The 21540-nt window shown below is 61.4% G+C and carries 21 protein-coding genes and 1 riboswitch; of the genes, 17 read left to right on the top strand and 4 right to left on the bottom strand.

All coding sequences use genetic code 11. The features are described from left to right. The first annotated feature begins 7 nt into the window (after positions 1 to 7). Genes IPK75_16205 through IPK75_16190 form a run of 4 tightly spaced genes read left to right on the top strand, consistent with a single transcriptional unit; the run spans position 8 to position 4648 of the window. Positions 8 to 1759 (top strand): ABC transporter ATP-binding protein, encoded by a 1752-nt coding sequence (locus tag IPK75_16205; GenBank protein ID MBK8199893.1) that lies wholly within the window; start codon positions 8 to 10, stop codon positions 1757 to 1759. Continuing rightward, on the top strand, positions 1756 to 2892 hold the full coding sequence (locus tag IPK75_16200) for an ABC transporter permease (protein ID MBK8199892.1): 1137 nt from the start codon (positions 1756 to 1758) through the stop codon (positions 2890 to 2892). Before IPK75_16205 ends, IPK75_16200 begins: the two co-directional genes overlap by 4 nt. Before the next feature lies 1 nt (position 2893). Continuing rightward, positions 2894 to 3994, top strand: coding sequence for an ABC transporter permease (locus tag IPK75_16195; GenBank protein ID MBK8199891.1), 1101 nt, complete (start codon positions 2894 to 2896; stop codon positions 3992 to 3994). Further along, positions 3995 to 4648 carry a CerR family C-terminal domain-containing protein gene (locus IPK75_16190; protein MBK8199890.1) on the top strand — a complete coding sequence of 218 codons (654 nt, stop codon included), beginning with the start codon at positions 3995 to 3997 and terminating at the stop codon, positions 4646 to 4648. An 85-nt stretch (positions 4649 to 4733) separates the two neighbouring features. On the opposite strand, the gene IPK75_16185 is transcribed toward IPK75_16190, so the two are convergent. Beyond that, complete coding sequence (locus tag IPK75_16185; GenBank protein ID MBK8199889.1) at positions 4734 to 5066, bottom strand: cupin; 333 nt, start codon at positions 5064 to 5066, stop codon at positions 4734 to 4736. A gap of 320 nt (positions 5067 to 5386) precedes the next feature. Between IPK75_16185 and IPK75_16180 the strand changes: the two genes are divergently transcribed. After that, positions 5387 to 5929, top strand: a complete 543-nt coding sequence (locus IPK75_16180) for a hypothetical protein (GenBank protein ID MBK8199888.1) — start codon at positions 5387 to 5389, stop codon at positions 5927 to 5929. A gap of 30 nt (positions 5930 to 5959) precedes the next feature. Here IPK75_16180 and IPK75_16175 read toward each other — a convergent pair whose 3' ends face one another. Both IPK75_16175 and IPK75_16170 read right to left on the bottom strand, forming a co-directional pair. Continuing rightward, positions 5960 to 7213: a DUF4010 domain-containing protein gene (locus tag IPK75_16175; GenBank protein ID MBK8199887.1), complete on the bottom strand. Its 1254-nt coding sequence runs from the start codon at positions 7211 to 7213 to the stop codon at positions 5960 to 5962. Positions 7214 to 7404: 191 nt separating this feature from the next. Next, positions 7405 to 8172: a sulfite exporter TauE/SafE family protein gene (locus IPK75_16170; protein ID MBK8199886.1), complete on the bottom strand. Its 768-nt coding sequence runs from the start codon at positions 8170 to 8172 to the stop codon at positions 7405 to 7407. A 112-nt stretch (positions 8173 to 8284) separates the two neighbouring features. Between IPK75_16170 and IPK75_16165 the strand changes: the two genes are divergently transcribed. From IPK75_16165 to moaA, 11 genes are all read left to right on the top strand, one after another. Next, positions 8285 to 9043, top strand: a complete 759-nt coding sequence (locus IPK75_16165; GenBank protein MBK8199885.1) for an NnrU family protein — start codon at positions 8285 to 8287, stop codon at positions 9041 to 9043. A 37-nt stretch (positions 9044 to 9080) separates the two neighbouring features. Then, positions 9081 to 9320 (top strand): MoaD/ThiS family protein, encoded by a 240-nt coding sequence (locus IPK75_16160; GenBank protein MBK8199884.1) that lies wholly within the window; start codon positions 9081 to 9083, stop codon positions 9318 to 9320. Between the two features lie 10 nt (positions 9321 to 9330). Beyond that, positions 9331 to 9804, top strand: coding sequence for a hypothetical protein (locus tag IPK75_16155; GenBank protein ID MBK8199883.1), 474 nt, complete (start codon positions 9331 to 9333; stop codon positions 9802 to 9804). Positions 9805 to 9820: 16 nt separating this feature from the next. After that, positions 9821 to 10318, top strand: coding sequence for a molybdenum cofactor biosynthesis protein MoaE (locus IPK75_16150; GenBank protein ID MBK8199882.1), 498 nt, complete (start codon positions 9821 to 9823; stop codon positions 10316 to 10318). Beyond that, positions 10305 to 10841: a molybdenum cofactor biosynthesis protein B gene (moaB, locus tag IPK75_16145; protein ID MBK8199881.1), complete on the top strand. Its 537-nt coding sequence runs from the start codon at positions 10305 to 10307 to the stop codon at positions 10839 to 10841. Before IPK75_16150 ends, moaB begins: the two co-directional genes overlap by 14 nt. After that, the gene (moaC, locus tag IPK75_16140) at positions 10838 to 11326 is read left to right on the top strand and encodes a cyclic pyranopterin monophosphate synthase MoaC (protein MBK8199880.1); all 489 of its coding nucleotides are present in this window, start codon (positions 10838 to 10840) and stop codon (positions 11324 to 11326) included. The genes moaB and moaC overlap by 4 nt, the downstream gene beginning before the upstream one ends. Further along, complete coding sequence (locus IPK75_16135; protein MBK8199879.1) at positions 11323 to 12507, top strand: molybdopterin molybdotransferase MoeA; 1185 nt, start codon at positions 11323 to 11325, stop codon at positions 12505 to 12507. The genes moaC and IPK75_16135 overlap by 4 nt, the downstream gene beginning before the upstream one ends. Positions 12508 to 12557: 50 nt before the next feature. Next, entirely contained in the window at positions 12558 to 12935 is a 378-nt protein-coding gene (locus IPK75_16130; protein MBK8199878.1) for a nuclear transport factor 2 family protein, read from the top strand. A gap of 148 nt (positions 12936 to 13083) precedes the next feature. Beyond that, positions 13084 to 15282: an adenosylcobalamin-dependent ribonucleoside-diphosphate reductase gene (locus IPK75_16125; GenBank protein ID MBK8199877.1), complete on the top strand. Its 2199-nt coding sequence runs from the start codon at positions 13084 to 13086 to the stop codon at positions 15280 to 15282. A 24-nt stretch (positions 15283 to 15306) separates the two neighbouring features. Further along, positions 15307 to 16503, top strand: coding sequence for an NnrS family protein (locus tag IPK75_16120; GenBank protein ID MBK8199876.1), 1197 nt, complete (start codon positions 15307 to 15309; stop codon positions 16501 to 16503). 81 nt (positions 16504 to 16584) lie between these two features. Further along, a riboswitch (molybdenum cofactor riboswitch) is annotated at positions 16585 to 16717 on the top strand. Further along, complete coding sequence (moaA, locus tag IPK75_16115) at positions 16709 to 17701, top strand: GTP 3',8-cyclase MoaA (protein MBK8199875.1); 993 nt, start codon at positions 16709 to 16711, stop codon at positions 17699 to 17701. (Overlaps the previous riboswitch by 9 nt.) On the opposite strand, the gene IPK75_16110 is transcribed toward moaA, so the two are convergent. Then, positions 17698 to 18474 (bottom strand): cyclic nucleotide-binding domain-containing protein, encoded by a 777-nt coding sequence (locus tag IPK75_16110; GenBank protein MBK8199874.1) that lies wholly within the window; start codon positions 18472 to 18474, stop codon positions 17698 to 17700. The two genes, moaA and IPK75_16110, sit on opposite strands and share 4 nt — an antisense overlap. 316 nt (positions 18475 to 18790) lie before the next feature. On the opposite strand from IPK75_16110, the gene IPK75_16105 reads away from it, so the two are divergent. After that, positions 18791 to 21529 carry an MFS transporter gene (locus IPK75_16105; protein ID MBK8199873.1) on the top strand — a complete coding sequence of 913 codons (2739 nt, stop codon included), beginning with the start codon at positions 18791 to 18793 and terminating at the stop codon, positions 21527 to 21529. Positions 21530 to 21540: the final 11 nt, after the last annotated feature.

Below are 21540 nucleotides of genomic sequence, written 5' to 3'. Positions count from 1 at the left end.
GGCGCAGATGAACGATGCGTCCCTCAGTTCCCTGAAGCCTCAGCCCTTCGTCCAGATCAAAAACGTGACAAAGAGGTTCGGAGCAATTGGCCCGGCGGCTCTAGATGATGTGTCTGGAACCATAGAGACCGGCAAGATCACCGGACTTGTCGGGCCCGACGGCGCCGGCAAGACAACCCTCATAAGACTGCTGACAGGCCTGAGCCGGCCGAGCAAGGGCGACGTGCTCATCGAAGGCGCGCGCGCCCACATATCTCAGCGTGCCTTGCACCAGATGCTTGGCTACATGCCCCAACGCTTCGGCCTCTACGAAGATCTGAGCGTGATGGAAAATCTTGAACTGTTCGCCGACCTCAAGGGGCTTTCGGGCGAAGAGCGGGAGGACACTTTCGGCCACCTGCTGAAGTTCACGGATCTTGCGCGGTTCACCGAGCGTCTGGCCGGCGCCCTGTCTGGCGGCATGAAGCAGAAACTCGGCCTTGCCTGCGCCTTGCTCACCCGGCCTCGTTTGCTGCTCCTTGACGAGCCATCGGTGGGGGTTGACCCGATTTCGCGGCGCGAACTGTGGTCGATGGTGGGCGAACTCGTCGACGACAGCATGGCCGTGGTCTGGGCAACTGCCTACCTCGACGAAGCGGAAAAGTGCGACGATGTTCTTCTGCTCAGCGGCGGCAAGCTTCTCTATGCGGGGCCTCCCGGTGACCTGACGGTGACAATGGCTGGCCGCGTCTTCCTGGCACGCGTTCCGCAGGAGACGCGCCGCGCCGCCATCGCGCCCCTGCTTCGCGATGCATCCGTGGCCGACGCCATCCTGCACGGGGATGCTATCCGCGTGCTGACGCGCGAAGGGGCTGATCTTGACCATGTCAGGACGCTGGTGAATGCAGCGGTGGTTCCGGCCGCGCCGCGCTTCGAGGACGCGTTTGTCGACCGGCTGGGCGGCGGACCGGACGGACGGTCGCCGCTGGCCGAGGCCATGATTGCCCATTCGGACAATGGCGAGGCGGTTATCGAAGCATGCGGCCTTACAAAACGCTACGGCACCTTCACGGCAGCGTCTAATATCACGTTCACGCAGAAGCGCGGCGAAATCCTCGGGCTGCTCGGCCCCAATGGGGCAGGCAAGTCGACAACCTTCAAGATGCTGTGCGGCCTGACTGAGCCGAGCGAGGGCGAGGGGCGTGTGGCGGGGTTCGACTTGCGCACGGCCGCCGCCGATGCACGCGGGCGGCTTGGTTACATGGCGCAGAAGTTCTCCCTGTACGGGGATATTTCGGTGGCCCAGAATCTCTCCTTCTTCGCAGGCGTCTACGGTCTCAGCCGACCTCGCGCACGCGAACGTATCGAGGCGATGTTGCTGGCCTTTGATCTGGCCGCCCATCGCAACACGGCGGCTTCCCGCCTGCCGCTCGGATTCAAGCAGCGCCTGGCGCTCGCAGCTGCGCTCTTGCACGAGCCGGAAGTGCTGTTTCTGGATGAGCCAACCTCGGGTGTTGATCCCATTACACGGCGAGAATTCTGGTCGCACATCAATGCCTTGACGGCGAAGAATGTTGCCGTGCTCGTCACCACGCACTTCATGGAAGAGGCCGAGTATTGCGACCGGATCAACCTGATCTATCGCGGCAGGACGATTGCGGAAGGCACACCTGAAGCCCTGAAGGCAAGCTGCGCCAATCCGGACGGATCGAGCGTAACCATGGAAGACGCGTTCATTGAGCTGGTCGCGCGGTCGGAAAAGGAAGAGGCAGCCTTATGACTCCGTCACGGCTTCCTGCTCCCTTGCGCCGCACCCTGTCGCTGGCGCGTAAGGAGACCTTCCAGATTATCCGTGATCCGTCTTCCATTCTGATCGCGTTCGTCCTGCCGCTTATCCTTCTCCTGCTCTTCGGATTCGGGATTTCGCTCGATGCCAATTCAATCCGGATTGGCATTGTCGCGCAGGACGCACGCGCCGACGCGCGCAGCCTTGTCCAGGCGTTTGAAGGCTCCGGCTATTTCGAAACAGTCACGGCCTTTGACCAGGCGGCACTTGAGCCGGGCCTCGTATCCGGCGAGCTGCGCGGGCTCGTCATTATTCCCGCTGACTTTACCGAACGCCTGCGCAGGCGCGATCCGGCGCCCATCGAAGTCCTGACCGACGGTTCGCAGCCCAACACCGCGCAGTTCGTCGCAAACTATGCCCAGGGGGTCTACGGCGTCTGGCAGGCACGCCGGATCGCAGACGCGGCCCTGCCAGCTCCGGCGGCGATCACCCCGCAACCCCGCTTCTGGTTCAACGCCGAACTGACCAGCCGCTACAATCTCGTGCCGGGGTCCACCGCGGTTGTGATGACCATCATCGGCACCTTGCTGACGGCGCTGGTCATCGCCCGTGAATGTGAGCGCGGTACCATGGAGGCGGTGCTCGCCACCCCGGTCAGCCGGGTGGAATTGTTACTGTCGAAGATCGTGCCGTATTTTTTGCTGGGCATGAGCTCTCTGGTGCTGTGCGCCCTGGCGGCTGTGTTCGTTTTTAATGTGCCGTTCCGGGGCTCGGTGTTTGCGCTTGCCGCCGTTGCCGCAGCCTTTCTGGTGCCGGCCCTTGGTCAGGGACTGCTGATCTCAGCGGCAACCAAGAACCAGTTCGTTGCAGCTCAGCTGGCGCTCTTCACAGGTTTCTTGCCAGCGACATTACTGTCAGGCTTCATCTTCGAAATCAGCGCGATGCCGCTGCCGATCCGCACGGTCACGACGGTGATCCCCGCGCGCTACTTTGTCACCAGTTTACAAACGTTGTTCCTTGCAGGGGATGTCTGGTCGGTACTGTGGCCTGCAATTCTGAAGATGCTGGCCGTCGGCGCCTTTTTCCTCGTGCTGACCTGGCTGGCCACGCCGAAGCGGATCGCCTGACATGTGGCGGCGCCTCAGAGCTCTCATCATCAAGGAGATGCTGGCCATCTGGCGCGATCCGAAGGGACGCGCCGTGATCCTCGTGCCGCCCTTGCTGCAACTCGTCATCTTCGCATTCGCCATGACGATGGAAGTGCGCAATGTCGATATTGCCGTGCTCAATCTCGATCACGGAAGCAGCGGCCGGGAAATCGTGGCAGGCATCGAGGGCGCCTCCGCATTCGACGAGATCATTCATTTGCAATCCGTCAGCCAGATCCGGGAGGCCATCGATAGCCAGCGCGTTATTGCGGTGGTGCATATCGGTCAGGACTTCTCGCGGCGGATCGAGGTGAGTCAGCCGGCAGATGTCCAGATCATCCTCGATGGCCGCAAGTCGAACGCATCGCAGATCGTAAACTCGTACCTGTCTGCGATCATCGCGCGTGTCTCGGCGGCGGCTTATGCGGGCGGCGCGCCGCCGGACGCCCTCCGTGTCCGGCATTGGTTCAACCCAAATCTCGAATATGCTTGGTTTACCCTGCCGGGACTGGTCGCGACCATCACCCTCCTGACCACGATCATCGTGACTGCCCTGTCGGTTGCCCGCGAGCGCGAACTTGGCACATTCGACCAGCTGCTCGTCTCACCGCTGAGGCCCTTGGAAATTGTGATCGGCAAGTCGGCGCCGGGTCTCATCTTCGGCTACCTGCATGGCACATTCTTCGTCATTGTTGCCGTGTTCGGCTTCAAGATTCCCTTCGCAGGGTCCGTGCTCGCGCTTTACGGTTCGATGTTTTTTTATCTGCTGGCAGTGATCGGGATCGGCCTCTTCATCTCGGTGATATCTGATACCCAGCAACAGGCCATCCTCGGCGCCTTCGTATTTGCCTCGCCTGCGGTCCTTCTGTCGGGCTTCATGTCTCCGGTTGAGAATATGCCGGGCTGGATCCAGCTGGCGACGCAGATAAATCCGCTCCGGCACTTCCTCGTCATCACGCAAGGCGTGTTCCTGAAAGATCTGCCGCTGTCCGAAGTGGCCCGCAGTACGGCGCCGCTCATCGTGATCGCGATGGCGACCCTTCCGGCGTCCGGCTGGCTGCTCAGAAAGAAGACCTCATAGATGCCAAAGCGTGATGATCCTCGAAGTGTCGAAACGCGCGAGCGGCTCGTTGGAGCCGCGATCGAACTGTTCGGTCTCGCCGGATTCGACGGAACGACGACCCGCGCCATTGCCGATAAAGCGGGCGCGTCCCTTGCCGCGATACCGTATCACTTTACGACCAAGGAGAAACTCTATCTCGCGGCCGCGTCCTCAATTGCCGAACAGGTAACGCAAAGACTCGCGCCAGCGCTGAAGGTTCTCGACGCCGAAATTTACAGCGGCGCGCTCAGCCGAAAGAAGGCAATCACGCTTCTCGAAGAGGCCTTCATTCCGTTTGTGACGATGCTGGCAAGCCGTGAGAGCGAGAAGTGGGCAAGGTTCATGCTTCGCGAGCAGGCTGCGCCGACGGAAGCATTCGAAATACTCTACGCCAGCGATGTCGGCCGCTTCTTCCGCAATGTCATCCATCTGACCGCGATTGCGAGCGGCGATGTTCCGGGGTCCCAGACCGCACGCATTCGGGGTTTGACCCTCGTCGGCCAGGCGCTGGCTTTCCGCGCCGCGCGGGCGCTATCCTTGAGAACTCTGGAGCGCGAGGATCTGGGTCCTGAGGAAATCGCGGCTGTCACCTCTTCAATTCGCGAGCATATCCGTCTGTTGCGATATCTATAGAGGGGTTGGTGGAGCAGACTTTCCTATATGGGTAATTCGATCCGATACTGCCGATGACTAAGACAGTTTCCTGTTCCGGCGCTGTTCAATCGCCATCAAACAGGATGGTCATGAGCAGGGAAGAGTCCTGAACTCCCAGCAACGAATGGAGCTCGTCATGGTCAAGATAGACCCAGTGTCCGGGCAGCAGCTCAATCGTGGTGCCAGTGATCCGCAACTGGACGTGCCCTTCAATGCACTGGAACATGATCTGACCAGCGACCTTATGGGATGGGATTTCCGTTCCGGCCAGGAGGACGAGCCGTATCGCTTCGAAGTTTGGGGTGCGGACGATGGCGCTGGTTTTTTCCGTGCTCAAAAGGGAGCCGAACGGGCGAAGGTCGACACGATCGCCGGATGCTGCATGCTTCAGCGCCATAGCATTGTCTCCATTTGTTATAGTCTGACTGGATTGAAGGACGCGGGCTGCACCTGCGATCCTGTCGGCATAATGTTGAGTTACCTCTCGTTACATACAGTGAGGCGGTGCGTCGCGCGATCCTTGATTGATGTGATGGGCTGCCGACGTCGCGGAATCACCGGACCGAGGTGTGCATTGCCAATTCTCGTCGGCGGTGGATTTGATTGCGCCTGAGTCAGTGCGCGTCGTGGTCACCTGATTGAGTATGCCCCCAGGAAAATGGTACGCTTTCGCGGACTGCGCGTCCCGTTCTTCATGAGCGGAAAGGATTGTAAAAAATGCTCGCCAAGCCGGCAGGGGGCGAATCTGTCGTCGAGCTGCGGATCGAGAACATCGCGCTGCTGTTCGATCCGCTTGATCCGTTTCCGACGCCTTCCCGGGACCTCTCACGGACGACCGAAGACTTTATCGTCGGGTGGGCGAGAGAATTGCCACGAGGCGCGCAGATCAGGCTTGTCCTGCATGTTTCGACACTGGGACAGCATGATGCATCTGAACTGCAGACAGCATTCTCCAATCACTTCCGCCAGCGAGAACGAGGACTGAAGGGCGATATCAGTGAGCTTTTCCGGGTGGGGCGGACGTCCCTGATGATCGGGCTCGCCACGCTCACGGTCTGTGTTCTTCTTGGACAGGCAGCCTCAATTCTGCTGGGCCCCGGATCTGCATCTCGCATACTGTCGGAGGGATTGATCATCCTGGGATGGGTTGCCAACTGGCGGCCCCTGGAAATCTTCCTCTACGATTGGTGGCCTCTCGCGCAGCGGCGGCGGCTTTTCCGGCGCCTGTCGGACGCGCCCGTCGAAGTGAGAACGGACTGATCTTGCCGGCCTTCGGCGCAGTCCGATTATTCAGTACAGGTCCAATCCGAACGCAGCGGCGCCTGCAAGACAGGCCGCCAGCGACGCGCCAGCGAAGTAGAGTCCGAACTGAAGATTGCCGGTAAAAAAGGCGAGGACTGACTTGCTGAACATGTTGGCGAGCGCTGCCAGCAGGATTGCAGCGACGGCGAGACCGGATGGAGGCTGCGACAGGCGGGTCACGTTCAGGATCACAGCATCGACATCCGCAAAGCCGCTGAGGATGGCAAGCGGCAAGACAGCAATGTCGCCGGCCCAGTTCGTTGCCAGGGCAATGGACACATTCAATCCTGCGATTAGCAGTGCAAAGCCCGCGACGGACCTCATATCGAGCGGGCTTTTCAGTTCAGGCAGAAGCGGCTGGCCGGTCGGCCCTTTCCGCGGATGAAACAGATAGAGCGCCCCTGCCGCGCTGACAGCAACAGACGCGCCGAGTACGGGCAGGATTTCGGAAAGCAGGTGAGGCGCGAGAACGCTGACCAGCAGACCGATCCGGATCAGCATGACCAGCGTTGAAAGCGATGCCGCGGCGGCTGCATCGGGCGCCGTTGCAGTACCCTTGCGCACTCGGTCGGCCAGTTCTGCCACCGTCAGCGTGGAGGAAACCAGCGAGCCGATAACCGCGCCGAGTGCGAGTCCGGCCCTCGCACCGAGCACGCGGACCGCAACGTAACCGGCGAACGAGATTGTTGCGATGAGGATCGTCAGGAACCAAAGCTCTCGCAGGTCAATTAGTCCCCGTGGATCAATGGGTCCCGATGGCAGCAGCGGTAGCGCGATGAATGTCATCGCAAGGATCAAGAGGGCAGATCGGATCTCCGGCCATGTCAGGCCTCCCAGCCAGGCATGAAGGCTTTGCTTGAACGCCAGGATGCACACGGCCGCGACTGCCGCTGCAGCCGCCTCATGCAGGTATCCGAGGCCGGCGAGACTTCCCAAAGCGAACGTCAGAAGGCCAGCAACGGTGCTCGTCGCCGAAAAGTCCTCGTCAGCACGCGTTTCGCGCCACTGAAACGCGCCAAACAGCACGGAAAAAGCAATTGCAATGGCCGCAAATGCAGCAGCGCCAAGGTTTGTGCCAACGACCGCTGCGATACCTCCAAGCAGTCCGGCGAGCGTAAACGTCCGAAGGCCTGCCGCTCGGGAACCCGGTTCATCACTGCGCTGTTTCCAGCCGCGCTCAATACCGATCAGCGCGCCGATTGCGAGCGCCGCAGTCAGTCTCTGGAGCAATTCAGGTTCCACGGCGAGGCCTCACTCTTGACCTTGTTGAGGTGCGAAACGGACACAGAATGCATTGAGGACATGCAGATACTTGTCATAGCAGACGCAAAAGCTGCTGAATCAATGAGAAAGTTGAAGACGCCTGTCAGCAGGCTCTCAAATATTGAATGACCGCTTGCTGAGCCGTGCCGGTCGTACCGTAACGTAACCATTCATATCATCGCGCCCCATCGCAACAGGAGCTGCGCCGAGACATAGAGGATGAGGATGGCGGTCAGGATACGGATGATATCGGGCTTGATATGATATCCGGCCAGCCAGGATCCCATCTGGCCACCGATCAGAACAGCAAGCGGCAGGGGCCAATAGGGCAGGGCGAGTGAAAGCAGGGCGAGGTCCTGGAGTTTGAGTACCTGCCCGACGAGGCCCGACAGAGAATTGACCAGGATGAACAGGCTGCAGGCGGCCGCGATCTGCTTGGCGTTTCCCCAGCGCAGGAAGTAAAGAACCGGGGCAAGGAATATCCCCCCGCCTATGCCGACCAGGCCTGACAGGATGCCGATCGCCCCGCCGATGCCGGCCGCGAGAACAGCCGGAACGCGGCGCGGTTGAGACGCCGGATCGGATTCTGGGGTTCCCCGCTGCAGGGCAAGATGAACCCCCGAAATCAGCAGCGCAGCGCCGAGCAGGCCTACGAACGTTGTCTCGCTGATTGCCAGCCGGCCGCCGATCCAGGCCGCCGGGACCGAAGTCATCAGGAACGGTGCGAGCCGCCGGGCGGACAGGTCTCCGGTCCTCGAAAACCGCCAGACGCCGCCGGTCACCACGATCACGTTGCAGACGAGCGCAATCGCAGGAACCAGTCGGTAGTCCGCGCCGCTGAGCACAAGCAGGGCGTTATATGTCGAGCCCCCGCCGAAGCCGACGCTCGCATAAAGGATGGCCGTGATGAAGAACGCTGCGGTCAGCACGATTGGCATTGGTCGATCTGTCCTCGCGCATCTGCCCGTCTACTCCTAACGGCAGGGCGGGCGCTTCCCCATTACAATCGTCTGGCGGCGACCGGGAAAATAGCAGACTGCCGGATGATCAATGTCATGCCCCATCGCCTTGAGCTGGTTTAACAATTCCGGGCAGGTTTCGGATCAGGACGGACGCAAGGTGAACGGATGGGCGGAGTTTGTGGGGGCAGCGATTGTCTTTCTCGCCAGTCACGCTTTGCCCGCCCGGCCCGGCATACGCGTCCGGCTGACGGCCGCGCTGGGCCGGCGGACCTATCTGGCGATCTACAGCGCCGTGTCGCTGGCGTTCCTCGCCTGGCTCATCCTTGCCGCCGGCAGGGCGCCCTTTGTCGGTCTCTGGCTGTGGGTCCCGAAGGGGCTCTGGATTGCCAATGCCCTGATGGCCCTCGCGCTCATTCTGGCCGTCGGGGGAACAGCCATCGCCAATCCCTTCAGTCTTGGCGGCCGCGCGGACAGGCTATACGATCCGGACCATCCCGGTATACTCGCCCTCACTCGGCATCCCTTGCTCTGGGCTCTGGTGCTCTGGTCTGCGGCGCACCTCATTGCAAACGGGGATCTTGCGCACGTTCTGCTCTTTGGCAGCCTCGGGGGTTTTTCGCTCGCCGGGATCTTCGCCATGGAAAAACGCAGCCGCAGGCTGGCCGGGGCGCAGTGGGCCGGCCTCAGCCGTGCCACGAGCTTCGTGCCGTTTGCCGCCCTCCTGACGGGCCGGGCGAGCTGGGCCTCGCTCCTGCAGCCAAGGATGGCGCTTGTTCCCTTCGTCTGGGGCGGGATTGTTCTGCTGCACCGTCCCACGATCGGCGTCTCTCCGCTGCCCCCGTTTTGAGGCGTTTCAGCCCATGCCAGTAAAAGGAATTGTACGTATGCAGATAGAGTTTCATGGGCGCATCGGGACGCCTTTTGGCGGAGCAGCGCATGTTGATATTGCGATGGACGGGCTCGCTGTCTCCGGCCTGAGAGCCCTGCTCGCCAGCCAGTACGGCGTCGACGCCATCCTCCACCGGTCCGTGCGTGCGGCCGTCAATGATGAGATTGTCACGGAAGATCATATCGTCCAGGCAGGCGATGCGGTCGCGTTCATGAGTCCCGTCTCTGGAGGATGAGCTGAGCCCCGTGTTCGATATCACGCTTGCCCGCGCCCTGCATGTTGCCGCCATCGTCCACTGGATTGGCGGGGTCACGTTCGTAACGCTCGTCCTGCTCCCCGGCGTGCACCGCCTCGCCGAACCGTCTGAGCGGGCCCGCCTGTTCGAGGCCATTGAGAGCGCCTTTTCCTGGCAGGCAAAGATTTCAGTCACGCTGGCGGGGCTGACCGGTTTCTACATGACCCACCGGCTCGCGGCCTGGGGACGGTTCCTCGATCCGGCCTTCTGGTGGATGCACGCCATGGTGGCGATCTGGGCGGTGTTCAGCATAGTCCTCTTTGTGATCGAGCCGCTATTCCTCGACCAGTGGTTTCAACGGCAGATGCTGAGCCAACCCGGCGGCACGATGGCAATCGTACAACGCGGGCACCTCGTTCTGATGACCCTGTCATTGGTAACTGTCCTGGCCGCCGTGCTCGGATCTCACGGAGCACTCTATTGAACATCGAGGGTTGGACATGATCCAGGAAAGATCAGAACACAATTTGCACGCGGAGCTTGCCGCTTCGCCGATCGATGTCACGGCCAGGCTGGACGACCTGCGCCTGCGCGCGCCGGGCCATGGCGCCGTCGTCTCCTTTCAGGGGACTGTGCGGTCTGTGACAAAGCAAGGTGAGCCGCTTGACCATCTGGTTCTCGACTACCACCCGCGAATGACGCTGATTTCCTTGCAAAGGATCGCCAGGGCCGGTCTGGAAAGGTTTGATGTGAGCGCGGTGTCTGTCGTCCACCGCTGCGGCGCAATGACCCCGGGGGAGGTCATCGTCTTTGTGGGCGTGACCAGCGATCATCGAAAGGAAGCCTTTCTGGCCGCCGAGTATCTGATGGACAGGCTCAAGTCGGAGGCTGTTTTCTGGAAACGCGAACTTGGGCCGTTCGGCGAGCGATGGATCGAACCTACAGAACGCGACGTTATCGACCTTGAGAGATGGAATGAAAAAGATGCCGGGAATTGATGAAAACCTTCCCTTCTACCCGCTGAATATTGCGGTTCTCACCGTCTCGGACACGCGCTCTGAGGAGACAGACACGTCCGGAGGCCTCCTTTGCGACCGGGCCAGGGCTGCCGGCCATGCACTGGTTGAGCGTGCCATCGTCAGGGACGAAGTTGACGAAATCCGGCAGGTTGTCGGCCGTTGGATCGCCTACCCGGGGATTGATGTTATCCTGACGACTGGCGGCACCGGTTTCTCGCCGCGCGATGTGACGCCCGAAGCCCTGAAACCCCTCTTCAGCCGTGAGATGGATGGGTTTTCTGTGGTGTTCCATACAGTCAGTCTCGGCACGGTGGGAGTTTCCACGCTCCAGTCGCGCGCTTTTGCAGGGCAGGCCGGTGAGACTTTCATCTTTTGTGTTCCGGGTTCGACGGGCGCTTGCCGCGATGCGTGGGATCATGTTTTTGCGTTCGAGTTCGACAGCCGGTATCGACCCTGTTCACTCGTGGGCCAGATCGCCCGCTACCGGGGAATCTGCCCATGAGTGAACTCACACACCTTGATCAAGACGGCCGTGTCCACATGGTGGATGTCGGGGCCAAGACCGTCACCGAGCGACGCGCGGTCGCAAGCGCCCGCGTCCTCTGCCGAAGGGAAACCCTGCAGCTCGTGCGCGACGACAAGGCGCCGAAAGGCGCCGTGATCACGACCGCAGAACTCGCAGGCATCATGGCCTCCAAACGCACGCATGAACTCATCCCGCTCTGTCATCCGCTCGCCTTGTCCAAGGTCTCCGTCACCGTAAAACTCGACGAGGCTTTGCCGGGCTTCAGGCTCCAGGCAGAGGTGCGCACGCAGGGCCAGACCGGTGTTGAAATGGAGGCGCTCACGGCTGTGACTGTTGCCGCCCTGACCCTCTATGACATGCTCAAGGCCGTCGATCGCGGTATGGTGATCGAGGCTGTCCGGCTTGAAATCAAGAGCGGCGGCAAGTCAGGTGACTGGGCGGCGGAAGAGGAAAGCCGGTGATCAGCTTCGACGATGCGTTTCAAAGGGTCGTGGAGATCGCGGTACCTTTGGGCACGCAGTGCGTGCCGCTCGGCGAAGGGGCAGGGCGGATACTGGCAGAGCCTGTCATCGCGGGTCTCTCGATGCCGAGGTATGACGTCTCGGCGATGGACGGGTATGCCGTGCGAAGCGCAGACCTCGGCGCCGTCCCGTTCTCCCTTCCGGTACGCGGCGAGACGGCGGCAGGAAGCGCGCCAGGCGCCGAGCTCGCCCCGGGAACGGCGGTCCGGATATTCACGGGCGCGCCGGTGCCGGTTGGCGCCGACCGGGTGATCGTCCAGGAAAATGTCGAGCGCGAGGGTGAGCTTGCAAGAATTGTTCGCCCCCCCGGAGCAGCACGCCACATCCGCGAAGCGGGCTCCGACTTCCGGGAAGGGGATATCCTCGTTCCGGCCGGCCGCCAGCTTGACTGGCGAACACTGACGGTCGCCGCCGCCGCCGACCAGTCACCCCTGAAAGTCTATCTCCGGCCGCGGGTCGCGATTCTCGCGACCGGCGACGAACTCGCAGTCCCCGGAGAGGCGAGCGGCATCCCTGGCGCCATACCGGAAAGCATCTCCCCGGCGATTGCCGCTTTTGTAAGGAGCGCGGGCGGGCAGGTGATCAGCCGGGAAATGTACCCCGACGATCCGGCCCAGCTGCGGCTTGCTGCAGCCGCCGCGCTTGCCGGCGCGGACCTCCTGATCCTCATCGGCGGTGCGTCGGTCGGTGACAGGGATCACTCCCGCAGCCTGTTCGCCGGGCCGCCTGATTATATTTTCCCGAAGGTGGCCATCAAACCCGGCAAGCCTGTCTGGCTGGCCCGGGTGGACGGCAAGCCGGTGCTCGGACTACCGGGCAATCCGACATCGGCCCTGGTGACCGCGCGGCTGTTTCTCGCGCCGCTCCTTGCCGGCCTTGGAGGCCGGGATGCAGCGGCAACCGTGGTTTTTGAAAGCTGGGCGCTCGCAGCGGCCCTTCCGGCGGCGGGCGACCGGGAAACCTTCGTCCGGGCACGGATCAGGGACAATCGCGCCATGCCGCTGATCCATCAGGATTCCTCCGGCCAGGCCAGCCTGCTCGAGGCGGACCTCCTGCTGCGCCAGCCGCCCGGCAACCGGGACTTTCAGCCAGGCGAGACGATTCAGGGACTGCTGTTCTAAGGCGCGTCCAGGCGGGATTTATTGATCCGGATCAAGCAAAGGAGATCGGAATGAGTAATAACGAAGAAGTTATCCGAGATTTTATTGCCGCCTGGTCGCGTCTCGATGTGGATGAGCTTGTCGGGTATTTCACTGAGGACGGCATTTACTACAATATGCCCTTCAAGCCCGTGCAGGGACGCGCCGCGCTGAAAGTCTTCATTGCGAACTTTCTCAAAGGCTGGACCGCGACCGACTGGGAGATTCTGACCTTGGTCGCCTCAGGCGATACAGTCATCGCAGAACGGCTGGACCGAACGAAACTCGGTGAGCGCTCTGTCGATCTGCCCTGCTGCGGCGTGTTCCAGATGCAGGATGGGAAGATCAGGATCTGGCGCGACTATTTTGATCTCGCCACCTATACGAAAGGCGCTGCAGGCGGCGGATGAGGCGTGCCTTTCAAGGCTCACCTTGATCATCATCAATCCGGCTTTCTGATTATTTTGCGAGCGTCTTTGAAGCGCGCAGCGTTCCGCCAGCCGCACAGAATCAGAAAGCCTGACCGTCCGTTGACTTCAGAAGACAAGGACGACTGCCATGCCCTTCGATACACCGCTCGCTCAGGAGATCTGGGACAAGAAATACCGCTTCCGCTCCGAGGCGGGTGAAGATGCCGACCTTTCGGCCACACTCGACCGGGTCGCGAATGCTGTCGCCGGCGCTGAAAAGCCGGCAGTCCGTAAACGCTGGCGCGCGCGGTTTCGCGCGGCGCTCGACGACTTTCGGTTCATCCCTGCCGGACGCATACTTGCTGGCGCCGGCACGGCGCGGAACGTGACCCTTTTCAATTGTTTTGTCATGGGAACGCTTCCAGACAACCTACCCGGCATCTTCGAACACCTGCGCGAAGCGGCGGTCACGCTGCAGCAGGGCGGCGGTGTGGGGATGGACTTCTCGACGATCCGCCCGTCAGGCGCTCCGGTGAAGGGCGTCGGTGCACAGGCAAGCGGTCCCCTGTCGTTCATGGATACGTGGGATGCGATGTGCCGGACCATCATGTCCGCCGGGCAGCGCCGCGGCGCGATGATGGGATGTCTGAGGATCGACCATCCGGATATCGAATCCTTCATCGATGCCAAACGGGATGGGACGCGGTTCCGGAACTTCAACCTGTCCGTTCTCGTGACCGACGCGTTCATGGAGGCACTGGAGCGGGGCGAGACCTGGGACCTCGTATTTGAAGGAACGCCTTACCGGACATTGCCCGCTTCCGAACTCTGGGACCGGTTGATGAAGGCGACCTTCGATGCCGCCGAACCCGGCGTCATCTTTGTCGACCGTGTGAACGCCCTTAATAATCTCGCCGGCAGCGAGGTGATTGCCGCCTCCAATCCCTGCGGCGAGCAGATGTTGCCGCCCTATGGCGCCTGCCTGCTGGGATCGATCAACCTGGCAAGGCTTGTGGGTTCACCCTTCGAGCCGGATGCGGGTATATCTGCGGAGACCCTGGAAGAGATCACCGCGACGGCGGTGCGTTTCCTCGACAATGTGATCGACATTTCCCGGTATCCTCTGGACGCGCAGGCGAAGGAGGCCCGGAGCAAGAGACGTATCGGGCTCGGCGTAACCGGCCTTGCCGACGCGCTCATCTTCTGCGGCGCTGCCTACGGATCAGATGAGGCTGTCGCCCTGACCGAGCTCTGGCTGGGAACCATAAAACGTGCCGCCTATCGCGCCTCGGCCCACCTCGCAGCAGAAAAGGGACGCTATCCGCTCTATGACAGCGCCGTCCTCGACCGGCCAAACCTTCTCTCTCTCGATCAGGAGACGCGGGCGCTGATCGCAGAATACGGGCTACGCAATGGGTGCCTGACGTCGATCGCGCCCACCGGAACGACATCGCTGCTCGCGGACAATGTATCGTCCGGGATCGAGCCGGTCTTTGCCTTTTCCTACACCCGCAAGGTCTTGCAGGGCGACGGTACCCGGCGGGAAGAGCCCGTCACTGATTATGCCTTGTCAGAATGGCGCAGGACCCGTGCGGACTATCCGTTGCCGGACGAAATCTTCGTGAGCGCGCAGACGCTCACGCCGGATGATCACCTCAGGATGCAGGCCGCCGCCCAGAGATTTATCGACAGCTCAATTTCGAAGACCGTGAATTGTCCCGCCGAAATCTCCTTTGATGCGTTCAAGGACATATATCTCCAGGGCTACCAGATTGGCTGCAAGGGGCTGACGACCTATCGCCCCAACGCGATTACCGGGTCTGTCATGTCTGTCAGCGCGCCAGCGCCGGCAAGTGCGGCGAAGGTTTCAACAGAGAACGCCTTGTCGCCGCGCGAGAGACGGCTCGAGGGCGCGACCTACAAGCTGAAATGGCCGCTGAGTGCGCATGCCGTCTATGTGACCATAAATGACGCGGACGACGGGCGGGGACGCAGGCCGTTCGAAGTTTTCGTGAACTCGAAGAACATGGACCATTACGCATGGACACTTGCATTGACCCGCATGATCTCCGCCGTGTTCCGGCGGGGCGGCGATGTGGGCTTTGTCGCTGAAGAGCTTCAGGCGGTGTTCGATCCGCAGGGCGGCGCATTCATGGACGGACGCTATGTCCCATCGTTGCCGGCGGCCATCGGACGTATCGTCTCAGAACATCTGGGCATGCACGATCATGTCGCGCCCGCCACGTCGCCGGATGCAGCCTTCTGCCCGAAATGCGGCCAGAAGGCTCTCGTCCGAAAGGAAGGCTGCGACACCTGCCTTGAATGTGGCCACTCGAAGTGCGGCTGAGATCAGCAAAGGAATAAACGGTTCATGGCCACTACATCCCAGCAGGTACGTGACTATCGCGGACCGGCACTGTTCAGCTTCGGATTTCGTCCCTTTTTCCTTCTGGGGGCGCTGTGGGCCGCGGTGTCGGTTCCGCTGTGGATCGTCACCTATGCCGCCGGGCCGGATGCGCTCCCGGTGAATGCAGGCCTTGCGTTTCACGTGCACGAAATGGTGTTCGGGTACGGGTCGGCCATTGTTGCGGGATTTCTGCTGACCGCCGTACCCAACTGGACTGGCAGGTTGCCTGTCTGCGGTCTCCCGCTGATGGTATTGGTGACCGTCTGGGTGGCCGGCCGTGCGGCAATGCTCTTCCAGCCAGGGCCGGGCTGGGTGCCCGCGATGGTCGACAGCGCTTTCATGGTGCTGTTCGCGGGAATCATCTGGCGCGAGGTGATCGCGGGACAGAATACACGCAATCTCAAAGTCGCCGGTGCGGTCAGCCTGCTGGCGTTGGCGAACATCGCATTCCACTGGATCTCGCTTGACGATGGCGGACTGCCCCAGGCCGCTATTCGGGCAGGCCTTGGCACCTTGTTGTTTCTGATCCTTTTGATCGGTGGACGGATCACACCGAGTTTTACGCGCAACTGGCTTGCCCGTCAGGGCGGACCGCTTCCGGAAGCAGCAGGGCGGATCGATGCAGTTGCACTGGCGGTCTCTTTCGCAGCGCTCGCGGTCTGGGCCGTGTTCGGAGGGACGTTGGCCGCGTCAATCCTGCTGCTGGTCGCTGGCATCCTGAACGGCCTTCGCCTGTCGCGCTGGGGCGGGGAGCGCACGCTGGCCGAGCCGCTGGTGACAGTCCTGCATGTGGGGTACGCATGGGCGGCGCTTGCAATTGTCCTGATTGGGCTCAGCGGCCTCTGGCCTGAACATGTGCCTCGCATAGCGGGCCTTCACGCAGCGGGTGCGGGCGCGGTTGGTGTCATGACCCTGGCTGTGATGACGCGCTCAAGTCTCGGGCATACCGGGCGTGCCTTGACGGCCGGTGCGGGGACCCTTGTCATATACGGGCTGGTCAACGTAGCGGCCCTGGCGCGCGTTGCCGCGCCGTTTCTGGACCAGCCTTACCAGATGCACGCAAACTTCCTGGCGTCCGCTCTCTGGTCCGGCGCCTTTCTCGGGTTTGTCTTTGTCTATGGCCCGAGGCTTGTTTCGCCGAGGCTCGGCAAAGCTGCTTGATGCGGCGCCCCAGGCGCCTTGACCCACATCAATCCGCTTACCCCGGAAGGTCAAAGACAGGGTCCGAGGGCCGCTCTAGCGTGGATCAAATCGCTCCGAGCCTGCTCGCCTAAAACGTTTCGATATCACGAACCGTCAAGGCGCTCCGGCCGCGGGTGGTAAGGGGAAACCCTGCCGCCTCCCGTTCTTGGAAAGGAGCCTCGCGATGGTATCTCCCGGCGCAGCTGCGACGGACGCATTCGGACGCAGGTTTCGTTACCTGAGACTTTCGGTGACGGAAGTGTGCAACTTCCGCTGCACCTACTGCCTGCCGAACGGTTACACAAAATCGGGCGCCATGGATTTCCTCGCCGCTGACGAGGTCGCGCGCCTGGTCCGCGCCTTTGCAGGGCTCGGAATCACCAAGATCCGCCTCACAGGCGGGGAGCCAACCGTTCGCAAAGACATCGGTGAGTTGATCGCCTGCGCCGCGCGCCAGCCAGGCATCGGCAAGGTTGCTCTCACTACCAATGGCTGGAACCTTGCGCGTCATGTCGACGACTGGGTCGCGGCCGGGCTGACACATCTCAATGTCAGCATGGACGCTCTTGACCGCGACACCTTCAGAAAAATAACCGGGCATGATCGGCTGGAAGATGTTCTCGCCGGATTGGAACGGGCCCAGGCGCTCCCGCTGAAAGCTCTCAAGGTCAACGCCGTGCTTCTGCGCGACGGGCTGGAGGACGGGTTTTCAGCCTGGACACGGTTCGTGAAGGATCGGCCAATCGCCGTGCGCTTCATCGAGCTTATGCGGACCGGGGACAATAAGGCCTTTTTCGAACAGCAGCATGTCAGCGGGCAGGTACTTCGGACCTGGCTTCAGGACCGGGGCTGGACCCCTTCGGAACGCGGCGCTGAGGATGGACCAGCCATCGAATTCACGCATCCAGACTATGCCGGGCGTATCGGCCTCATCGCGCCTTACGCGGCAGGCTTTTGTGACGGCTGCAACCGGCTGAGGGTCACGGCGCGCGGGCAGCTTCGTCTTTGCCTGTTCGGGCAAGGCGGCAGAGATCTGAGAAAACTGTTGGTCGATGACACGCAGATTGGCGAGTTGCAGGACTGCGTCGTGGATGCGCTAACTTTCAAACCGGCTGCCCACGGACTGCATGCGGGTGATACGGGCGACATGCTGAACCTGGCCCAGGCGGGCGGTTAAGCGCTGCCTTTCCCGTCGAGCAGGCCTTTCTGGCGCTCGGTATGCGCCTTTCCAAGCTCATTGCGCGGCTGCGCAAAGTGGTTGTCGATGAGCGGGCTGGGACGCGCCAGCCGCTCAAGCGCTGTAACTTTCTCGAGCCTTACCCGGGCGCCGTCGACGGTCACACCCTGCGCTTGGAGCTTCAGGAAAGCGCGCGACAGGTTTTCGGGCGTCATACCCAGAAGCGAAGCCAGGACCCGCTTTTCATGCGGCAGGACGATTTCGATTTTCCCGCCCTGGCGGGCGCGTTGGGTCAGCAGGTAGTTGGCCAGCCGCTCGGTCGAGTCGCGCAGTTTGTGATTCTTGATCGAACGCACGAGGCCGCGATAGCAACCGGAGAGTTCTTCCGAGACGGCAAAGCAGAATTCCGCATCTTCTTTCATCGCGCGGCGCAGCGACTCGCCTGGCACCATGAGTATCTCGGACCGCTCAAGCGTTACGGCAGTCATCAGCGCGTCTGCATCGAGTACGACAGCAGCCAGAATGAAGGTCGACACGGGCCGCAGGATGGCGAGCGTGGTATCTTTCGATTTCCACCCCGCGCCCAGTTCGACCGAGCCTTCCAGAAGGATGTAGAGGAAATCGACCGTGTCGCCCTCCATCAGAAGGGTCGTGCCCGCCGGGAACTTCTGCAGAAATCCGCCAGCGATCGCCTTGTCGAACGTCGCGTCCGTCGAGGCGCGGAAAAACGACAGATGACGGATATGTTCCGCATCAGTTGGTCTTAATGGCATGCGTGCCTCCTAAGGGGCTGTTGCGGAACGAACGTCGCGCGGACAATGGCGCGCGGGGGCAAACCTTGGCCGCCCACAGACCTAGCCGACGCTTGATAAAAGTCAAGCCGCGCATTCGGATCCGTCAGCGGGTCTGATCGCAGACATCATGCTTCGCAGCGCTGACTGTCAGGCCTGCGCAGATTGATCTCAATTGGTGCAGGCCAGCGCACATTCGCCAAGCCGTCGCTTCACAAAAATCAAGGCTCGCCGGCCGCGTGAATGACACCTCTGGGGCGCTTCAGGAACCTCTGGCGCTTACGGGGAGGGCGCAATCATGACACCGGCTGTCAATCCAGCTGCCAAAGGGGCAAACGCTGCCCTCGGTCTGACAACATTCGCCTTCACCGCCTGTTTTGCGGTCTGGACGATTTTTGCAATCCTCGGCCTTCAGATACAGAAGGATCTTGGGCTCACCGAGACACAGTTTGGCCTGCTTGTCGGAACGCCGATCCTGACAGGTTCCCTGTCGCGTCTCGTGCTCGGAATATGGGCCGACCAGTATGGCGGCCGGATCGTCAACCTCCTGGTCATGCTCCTCGCAGCGCTCGCCACGTGGCTCCTGACCTTCGCCGAAACCTATCCGCAGTTCCTTCTGGCGGCGCTCGGGATCGGTATCGCGGGCGGGTCCTTCTCCGTGTCGATCACCTATGTGTCAAAGTTCTTCCCGCCGGAAAGGCAGGGCTCTGCACTTGGCATCGTCGGGGCGGGAAATGTCGGCGCCGCTGTGACCAAGTTCGCCGCGCCTCTGGTGATGGCGGCCATCGGATGGAAAGGGGTCGCCAACGTCTGGGCGCTCGCGCTCGTTGCCGTTGCGATCGTTTTCTTCTTCTTCACCAAGGATGATCCCGACCTGGCGGCGCGCCGGCTCTCAGGTGCGCGCCCACGCAGTTTTGCCTCCCAGTTCGAACCTTTGCGCAACGTCCAGGTCTGGCGGTTTTCACTCTACTATTTCTTCGTGTTCGGTGCGTTCGTGGCACTGGCCCTCTGGCTCCCGCGCTACCTGATCGGCGTATACGGCTTCGACATAAAGACGGCCGGCATGCTGGCGGCGGCCTATTCGGTTCCTGCATCCCTGTTCCGCATCTACGGCGGCCACCTGTCGGATAAAGTCGGTGCACGGACGGTGATGTACTGGACATTTCTTGTGTCCGTTGTTGTCACGTTCTTCCTCTCCTATCCTCCTACCTCGTATGTGGTGGACGGTGTCCGCGGACCGATCAGCTTCCGGCTGGCGACAGGCCCTGCCGTGTTCGTCATCGCGATCTTTGTGCTTGGCTTTTTCATGAGCCTCGGCAAGGCGGCGGTCTACAAGCACATACCGGTCTATTACCCCAAGGATGTCGGCGCGGTGGGCGGACTGGTCGGCCTCATGGGCGGGCTCGGCGGTTTCATCCTCCCGATCGTCTTCGGGCTGTTGAATGACCTGACCGGTATCTGGACAAGCTGCTTCATGCTGTTGTTCGTGGTTGTCTCGGCATCGCTGATCTGGATGCATTTCGCCATCCGGCACATGGAACGCCAGGCCGCCGGTGCGACGCTCGATGCGTTGCCTCAACTGCCTGAGATGCAGCCCATTCATGGAGAAAAGGAAGCCCGCGCGCTTGCCCCCAAGCTGATCGACGACTGGCGGCCTGAGGATACGGCGTTCTGGGAAAAAACCGGAAAGTCAGTTGCGTCGCGCAATCTCTGGATTTCAATTCCTTCACTCTTCCTGTCATTTGCCGTGTGGATGGTCTGGTCGGTTGTCGTCGCCAAGCTGCCGCAGATCGGCTTTGCCTACACAACCGACCAGCTTTTCTGGCTTGCTGCGCTCCCCGGCCTCTCCGGTGCCACGCTCCGGATCTTCTACAGCTTCATGGTGCCGGTATTCGGCGGGCGGCTCTGGACGACGCTCACAACCTGGTCGCTGATGATCCCGGCGATTGGCATCGGTCTGGCGGTTCAAAGCCCGGGTACGCCTTACTGGATCATGCTTGCCCTGGCTCTGCTCTGCGGCCTCGGTGGCGGAAATTTTGCCTCCTCGATGTCGAATATCGGCTTCTTCTATCCCAAAAAGGAGAAGGGCAACGCGCTCGCCATGAATGCCGGGCTCGGCAATCTCGGTGTCAGCGCGATGCAATTCCTTGTGCCGATTGCTGTGACCGCCGGTGTTTTCGGCGTTCTCGGCGGCAATCCGCAGGTCAGTGCGACAGGTGAAGAACTTTTCCTGCAGAACGCCGGATTCATCTGGGTCCCGTTCATTGCGCTCAGTGCCTTTGCGGCCTGGTTCGGAATGAATGATCTGTCCACGGCCAAAGCGTCCTTCTCTGATCAGGCCGTGATCTTCCGGCGCACACACAACTGGATCATGTGCTGGCTCTACACCGGCACCTTCGGATCCTTCATCGGATTCTCGGCGGCGTTCCCGTTGCTGACCAAAACCCAGTTTCCTGAAGTCAACGTTCTGCAGATCGCGTTTCTCGGGCCGCTCGTCGGCGCCCTAGCGAGGTCGTTTACGGGCTGGATTTCAGACCGCTTTGGCGGCGGACGTGTCACGATTGCCGTGTTCCTCCTGATGATGGCTGGCACTATCGGTGTTCTCTATTTCCTTGGGGCCAAAGACCAGCCAGGTGCTTTCACGGGCTTCTTTGCCTGCTTCATCCTCCTTTTCTTCGCCACCGGCGTCGGCAACGCCTCTACCTTCCAGATGATCCCGGCGATCATGCGCAAGGAGATCGCGCGTCTTGAGCCTCACCTGAAGGGCGATGCCCTGCTTCGACAGTCGGAAAAGGAAAGCGCCGCCATTACCGGCTTTACGAGCGCGATCGCTGCCTATGGTGCCTTCTTCATTCCGAAGAGTTTCGGGATGTCGATTGCGGCAACCGGCAGCGCCGAGACAGCCCTCTACGCCTTCCTCGCTTTCTACGTCTCCTGCCTGCTGATCACATGGTTCGTCTATGTGCGGCCGGGCGGGCTCCTCCACGATGTCGAGCGCCGCCGCGCGCCCGCTCTCACCCCTGCACAAGCTGAATGAACGGAAGCCCC

The organism is Acidobacteriota bacterium, from assembly GCA_016712445.1.
Taxonomy (GTDB): domain Bacteria; phylum Pseudomonadota; class Alphaproteobacteria; order Caulobacterales; family Hyphomonadaceae; genus Hyphomonas.
This window is presented reverse-complemented; position numbering and strand designations above follow the sequence as displayed.

Excerpts from the sequence above, each read along its gene's own strand:
- IPK75_16125 (MBK8199877.1), top strand. The coding sequence starts at position 13,084 with ATGCCCTTCGATACACCGCTCGCTCAGGAGATCTGGGACAAGAAATAC.
- IPK75_16165 (MBK8199885.1), top strand. The coding sequence starts at position 8,285 with ATGTCATGCCCCATCGCCTTGAGCTGGTTTAACAATTCCGGGCAGGTT.
- moaA (MBK8199875.1), top strand. The coding sequence starts at position 16,709 with ATGGTATCTCCCGGCGCAGCTGCGACGGACGCATTCGGACGCAGGTTT.
- IPK75_16105 (MBK8199873.1), top strand. The coding sequence starts at position 18,791 with ATGACACCGGCTGTCAATCCAGCTGCCAAAGGGGCAAACGCTGCCCTC.
- IPK75_16170 (MBK8199886.1), bottom strand. The coding sequence starts at position 8,172 with ATGCCAATCGTGCTGACCGCAGCGTTCTTCATCACGGCCATCCTTTAT.
- IPK75_16160 (MBK8199884.1), top strand. The coding sequence starts at position 9,081 with ATGCAGATAGAGTTTCATGGGCGCATCGGGACGCCTTTTGGCGGAGCA.
- IPK75_16205 (MBK8199893.1), top strand. The coding sequence starts at position 8 with ATGAACGATGCGTCCCTCAGTTCCCTGAAGCCTCAGCCCTTCGTCCAG.
- IPK75_16180 (MBK8199888.1), top strand. The coding sequence starts at position 5,387 with ATGCTCGCCAAGCCGGCAGGGGGCGAATCTGTCGTCGAGCTGCGGATC.
- IPK75_16185 (MBK8199889.1), bottom strand. The coding sequence starts at position 5,066 with ATGGCGCTGAAGCATGCAGCATCCGGCGATCGTGTCGACCTTCGCCCG.
- IPK75_16150 (MBK8199882.1), top strand. The coding sequence starts at position 9,821 with ATGATCCAGGAAAGATCAGAACACAATTTGCACGCGGAGCTTGCCGCT.
- IPK75_16130 (MBK8199878.1), top strand. The coding sequence starts at position 12,558 with ATGAGTAATAACGAAGAAGTTATCCGAGATTTTATTGCCGCCTGGTCG.
- IPK75_16120 (MBK8199876.1), top strand. The coding sequence starts at position 15,307 with ATGGCCACTACATCCCAGCAGGTACGTGACTATCGCGGACCGGCACTG.
- moaB (MBK8199881.1), top strand. The coding sequence starts at position 10,305 with ATGCCGGGAATTGATGAAAACCTTCCCTTCTACCCGCTGAATATTGCG.
- IPK75_16195 (MBK8199891.1), top strand. The coding sequence starts at position 2,894 with ATGTGGCGGCGCCTCAGAGCTCTCATCATCAAGGAGATGCTGGCCATC.
- moaC (MBK8199880.1), top strand. The coding sequence starts at position 10,838 with ATGAGTGAACTCACACACCTTGATCAAGACGGCCGTGTCCACATGGTG.
- IPK75_16190 (MBK8199890.1), top strand. The coding sequence starts at position 3,995 with ATGCCAAAGCGTGATGATCCTCGAAGTGTCGAAACGCGCGAGCGGCTC.
- IPK75_16200 (MBK8199892.1), top strand. The coding sequence starts at position 1,756 with ATGACTCCGTCACGGCTTCCTGCTCCCTTGCGCCGCACCCTGTCGCTG.
- IPK75_16110 (MBK8199874.1), bottom strand. The coding sequence starts at position 18,474 with ATGCCATTAAGACCAACTGATGCGGAACATATCCGTCATCTGTCGTTT.